At 64.6% G+C, this 5332-nt stretch carries 6 protein-coding genes; all 6 read right to left on the bottom strand.

Annotated elements, in window-relative coordinates; all coding sequences use genetic code 11:
- Positions 1-898, bottom strand: an 898-nt coding sequence (locus Q0D45_RS15280; RefSeq protein WP_293394508.1) for an ABC transporter substrate-binding protein, incomplete at its 3' end; no start/stop codon positions are given.
- Complete coding sequence (locus tag Q0D45_RS15275; RefSeq protein ID WP_293394505.1) at positions 895-1854, bottom strand: PQQ-dependent catabolism-associated beta-propeller protein; 960 nt, start codon at positions 1852-1854, stop codon at positions 895-897. The genes Q0D45_RS15275 and Q0D45_RS15280, both read right to left, overlap by 4 nt.
- The gene (locus tag Q0D45_RS15270; RefSeq protein WP_293394502.1) at positions 1851-2639 is read right to left on the bottom strand and encodes an ABC transporter ATP-binding protein; all 789 of its coding nucleotides are present in this window, start codon (positions 2637-2639) and stop codon (positions 1851-1853) included. Before Q0D45_RS15270 ends, Q0D45_RS15275 begins: the two co-directional genes overlap by 4 nt.
- Complete coding sequence (locus Q0D45_RS15265) at positions 2639-3397, bottom strand: ABC transporter ATP-binding protein (RefSeq protein ID WP_293394500.1); 759 nt, start codon at positions 3395-3397, stop codon at positions 2639-2641. The genes Q0D45_RS15270 and Q0D45_RS15265 overlap by 1 nt, the downstream gene beginning before the upstream one ends.
- Positions 3394-4158: an ABC transporter permease gene (locus tag Q0D45_RS15260; protein WP_293394497.1), complete on the bottom strand. Its 765-nt coding sequence runs from the start codon at positions 4156-4158 to the stop codon at positions 3394-3396. Before Q0D45_RS15260 ends, Q0D45_RS15265 begins: the two co-directional genes overlap by 4 nt.
- Positions 4155-5177, bottom strand: a complete 1023-nt coding sequence (locus Q0D45_RS15255) for an ABC transporter substrate-binding protein (protein ID WP_293394494.1) — start codon at positions 5175-5177, stop codon at positions 4155-4157. The genes Q0D45_RS15260 and Q0D45_RS15255 overlap by 4 nt, the downstream gene beginning before the upstream one ends.
- Positions 5178-5332 lie beyond the last annotated feature (155 nt).

Raw genomic sequence — 5332 nt, 5'->3', positions numbered from 1 at the left:
CATAGGACGTGACCTGACGGCCCGCCGCCTTGATCAGGCGGTTGTTCAACTGCCGTGCGCCATCGCGTTCCCAGGACCAGTGCCAGGCATCGGCGACCAGGCCGGATGCGCCGACGACGACTCGCGGCTTGGCCGTCTGATACGGCACGTTGCGAGCGAATTCGCCATCGGCATCGGCGATGAACACTGCGTCGTAATCCTTCGAGCCGGTCAGCAGTTGCAGGTTGTTCAGCTCGCGCTCGCGCGGATCGAGGCCGAGCTTGAACGGCCGGGTGTCGACGATCTTCAGACCGAAGCGCTTCGCAGAGCGCGTCCAGGCCGTTGCGAAAGCTTCATCGGCAGGATTCGGCCCTTTGAGCACCAGCACATTCGCCCAGCGCCGCAGCACCAGGTACTGCGCCAGCGCATCGGTCAGCATCGCCTGGTTGGGAATCACATGCAGAAGCTTGCTGCTGCAGCTGGCGCCGCGCAGCCCATCGTCCTGGGCCGAGATGTTCAGCAAGGTCACCGGCAGGCTGGCAGTACGCTTGGCAAGATCGGCCAGCATCGGGCCATCGGCATCGACGATCACGTAATGCGTGCCAGCGGCGACCATCGCCTTGACCGCTTCGGCGAGCGCTGCGGCATCCGCGCCTTCACGCTTGTCCAGCTCGAATTTGAGTTTCAACTGGGCGCCGGCAAACGAGGTTTCCTTGATCGCCTGCTCCGCGCCCGAAACCGGCCTGCCCCAGGGCTGCAGCGGGAACTGCGCCTTGGTCCGCTCCGTGCGGTAACGCGGATCGTCGGACCATTCGAGATAGCCGATCTTGAACGGCGTATCGGCCGCGCGCGCCAGCGGCAACGCTGACAGCAGCGCCAGCGCGGACAGGGCCAGCGCACGAATCATTGGGCTACTCATTCGAGAACGCCGACGGTGTAAGGCACGCGCCCTGCAGGCACGGCCTTGGTGACCTTGAAGCTGGCGGTGTCGATCACCGCCATGTCGTCGGACTGGCCATTGGTCACGTACAGCGTCTTTTCATCCTTGCTGAGCGCGATGCCCCAAGGCCGCCCGCCGGTCAGCAGATAGCCCGAGACCTTGCGCGATTTCACGTCGACCTTGGCGATGTGATTGGCGCTGCCCATCGTCACGTAGGCCGTCGAACCATCCTTGGTCATCAGGATGCCGACTGGCGTGATGTCTTCGGCGCGGAAGCCTTTCGGCTCGAACTTGATGTCGCCGATCACCGCGTTGGTCTTGGTATCGATGATCGAGAGCGTGCCGCTCAGCTCGTTCGATACCCACAGCTGTGCGCCATCAGCGGTCAGCGCGAAACGACGCGGTCGATTGCCGACCGAGATATTCGCCTTGATCGCCTTGGTCGCCACGTCGATGACGTGGACGGTGTTGGCGACTTCGGAGGTTGCGTAGACGGTCTTGCCGTCCGGCGTCATCAGGATGCCTTCCGGCTCTTCACCGACCGGCACTTCGGCCAGGCGCTTGCCGCTGGCAACATCGGTGGCGGACACCAGGCCGTCTTCCTCGAGCGTCGCCCAGACGGTCTTGCCGTCCGGGCTGAACACGAAGCGCTCCGGGTCTTCGCCGACGTTGAGCTTGCCGATCAGCTTGTCGGTAGCGGTGTCGATGATGTCGATGCGGCTGCCTTCGCCGCAGGCCACATAGAGCTTCTTGCTGTCCGGCGAGAACACCAGCTCGCGCGGCTTGTCGCCGGTCTTGATCTTGCTCAGTACCTTCAGCGTCGCGCTGTCGAACACGGTGACCACGTGATCCTTCTCACTGCTGACATAGAGCTTGCCGGCTTCGGAGGCAGGTACCGCGGTGATCAGTGCAAGCGCAATGAGCGTGTTCTTCATGCGGCTTTCTCCTCGGGCTTGCCGGCGCCAGGCACCGGACCGGTCATTTTCAGGAAGGCTGCTTCCAGGGTGGCGCAGGCAGCGCTGGCGACGATTTCGTCCGGCGTGCCTTCGGCAAGTTTCTTCCCCTTGTGCAGCACGTAGACACGATCGGCCTGCTCGGCTTCGTTGACCAGATGCGTGGCCCACAGCACGGCCAGACCTTCGTCGCGGCAACGCTGCTTGACCAGCGCCATCAGTGTGGTCCGCGACGCGGGATCAAGGCCGACCGTCGCTTCATCCATCAGCAGCAGCCGCGGCTTGTGCAGCAGCGCCCGCGCCAGTTCGACCTTGCGGCGATTGCCGCCGGACAGGCTGCGGCAGGTCTTGTCCTCGGAACCGGCGAGGCCGACATCGACCAGCAATTGCGGAATGCGTGCGCGGCCTTCCGCGCCGAGGCCGTGCAAGGACGAGTGAAAGCGCAGGTTGCCGGTGACCGTCAGATCGAGATCGAGTGTTGGCTGCTGAAACACCACGCCGAGCTTGGCGAGACCCAGCGTCGGCTTCTTCAGGAAATCCTCGCCGCAGATGCTGATCGCACCGGCGTCCGGCACGAACAGGCCGGACAGCAGCTGGAACAAGGTCGATTTGCCAGCGCCGTTCGGGCCGAGCAAGGCCATGAACTGACCGGCTTCGATGCGCATCGAAACGCCGGCCAGCGCCTTGACCTCGCCGTAGGACTTCACGGCGTCACGCACATCAAGAGTCAAATTGGGCGTCAAGCTATTTGTCGCGGGCTGCGCCATCAGGCGGCCTCCTTGTTCGGGCGGGCGGTACCAAGACCGCCCAGCAATTCGGGGTACTGCGCGATCAGCGCGCGATGCATCTCTGACACCGCATCGTCATCGCGGCGGCGCGGCTTCGGCAACCGGATCGGATAGTCGAGGATCAGCTGCGCCGGGCTGTGGCTGACGAACAGCACCCGGTCGGCCAGCGCCAGCGCCTCGCGCAGGTCGTGCGTCACCAGCAAGGTGGTCGGCAGGACATCGCTGCGCAGCTCGGCGAGTACCTGATACAGGCTTTCAGCGGTCGGCGCATCGAGCGAGATGAACGGCTCATCGAGCAGCAACAGTTCCGGCCGGACCAGGAAGGCACGCAGCAAGGCGACTCGTCGCTGCATGCCGCCGGACAGCCGCAGCGGAAACTGCGCTGCGGTATCCGCCAGCCCGACCTTGGCCAGTCCGGCGTCGATCTCGGCATCGCTCAGGGCAGGGCTCAGGGCTGGGGTCACCAGACGCAGATTGTCGGCAACGTTCAGCCACGGCAATAGGCGGGGTTCCTGAAACACGAAGCCGAGCCGGGCATCGTCGCCGGCGCCATCGAGCCCGCCTTCGTAATCCTTGTCGAGCCCGGCGATGATCTTCAGCAGCGTCGTCTTGCCGGCGCCGCTGGGGCCGACGATGGCGACGAACTCGCCACTCTCGGCACTGAAGGCCAGCCGGCCGATGGTGTCCTTGGCCTTGCCCGGATGGCGCTTGCGGCGGATGTCGACGACCAGCTTCATGCCCGCCACCCGTTCAGGCGCCGATCGAGCGGCCGCAGCAGCAGCGCTTCGATGGCGAATACGACGGCGGCGAACGCGGCCGTGTAGGCGAGGATGCTGGTCAGGTCGAAGAACTGGAAGAAGGTTCCGAGCTGGAAGCCGATGCCATCCGAACGGCCGAGCAGTTCAATGACCAGCACGATCTTCCAGATCAGCGCCAGCCCCGAACGCGCCGAGGCCATGATGTAGGGATACAGCTGGGGCAGCACGATGCGGCGCAGCACGGTGCCGCGCGGCACGCGATAGACCTCGCCGACCTGCAGCAGCTGCGTGTCCAGCGCTCGCGCACCTTCGCGGATGTTGGTGATCACGGTCGGAATCTTGTTCAGTGCCACGGCCAGCACCGCAGCGGTTTCGTTGAGGCCGATCCAGATGAAGCAGAGGATTGCCGCGACCAGTGCCGGCAGGTTCAGCATCAGCACCAGCATGCCGTCGAACAGATTGTTGACCAGCTTGCTGCGGCCCATCCAGACGCCGACCGAGACACCAACCAGCATCGCGATCACGAACGCCGCGGCGACGCGCATCAAGGTCTTGCCCAGGTGATGCAGCAACTCGCCGTGCGTCAGATGGTGAACGAGGCTGACGAACACCGCAGCCGGCGATGGCAGCAGCGGATCGTTGACCTTCCACGCCACGATCTGCCAAACCACCAGCAGCACCAGCAGCGCGCTGGCGCGCACCGCCGCCGCCGGCAAGGTACTGACCGCCGCAGGATTCAAGGCGTGCTGCCGAGCGCCGAATAGAAGGTGGTCGGATCGAGCGTCGGACGCTTGCCGACCAGTTCCTCGCCGCCTTCGGCTGCGAGCAGCGCGTACAGGTTCTGCATCACCGGCAGATCGACCTTCAGCTCCTGCAGATCGATGCCGTCGCGATGCGCGTCGCGCAGCGCCACGAAGTCAGCGTCGCTGTCGACCTTCATGATCGGCTTCAACCGTACCCAGGACGCGTCATCGGCCCGCATCACGGCGTTGGTCCGCTCGACCGCTTTCAGGAAGCGATCGAGCAGGCTGCGGTTCTTGATTGCCCATTCCTCGGAGAACACCCAGCCGACCATCGGCACCGGCTTCGGCACGCCGAGCCCGGCGAGCACGTCCTTCATGTCGACCAGTTCGGTCAGGCCAGCCGCCTTCAGGCGCGCACCATACGGCCAGAAATTCAGTACCGCCGACAGCTTGTTGCGCAGGATGAGTTCGTTGAGCGCAGGCGGCGCAGCGAAGCTGGGCTTGGCGTCCTTCTTCAGATCGAGCTTCGCGGTTTTCCTGGCCCAGGCCTGCAGGAACAACCAGCTCTTGTCGACCGGCGTGCCGGCCACACCAATGTCGCGGCCCTTCAGATCGGCCACCGTCTTGATGCCGGAATCCTTGGCGACGTACAGGCCGCCGAGCGCCGTCGAGTTCGGCGCGAACTGCAGCTTGCGACCATCGCCACGATTGCGGTTCACCCACAGCCAGTCGGAGGTGATCATGTCGACTGCCCCGCCCTGCAAGGCGATCTGCGCGGCGTTGCTGGCCGCCATCGGCACGATCTCGATGCGGAATTCCTCGGCCTTGTCGAAACCACGCATGGTCAGCGTGTCGAGCGTCCAGGCCACGGCGCCAAACTGCAGCACGCCGATGCGGATGGTGTTGCCTGCAGCAATGTCGGCATCAGCGGCGCGGGCCGTGACGGACAGGCCCATCAGCAGCACAACGGCGACAAGGCCGGCTCGTGCATGCGCCGCAAAACGTCTGACAGTCATCGCTCCTCCAGCTGGGTTGTCCGGTGTTCCGGATCTCGACCGTCGTGACTTCCACAACGGCCCTGCATGCTACGCGACGGCTGCCCGCGTTTGGATCAGTTCAAACCCTCATTGGCTGGATCGAGCCAATGCTTGAGAAATGATTCGAGCTGCTG

Origin of the sequence: Nevskia sp. (assembly GCF_023266035.1) — a bacterium.
Classification (GTDB): Bacteria; Pseudomonadota; Gammaproteobacteria; order Nevskiales; family Nevskiaceae; genus Nevskia.
This window is presented reverse-complemented; position numbering and strand designations above follow the sequence as displayed.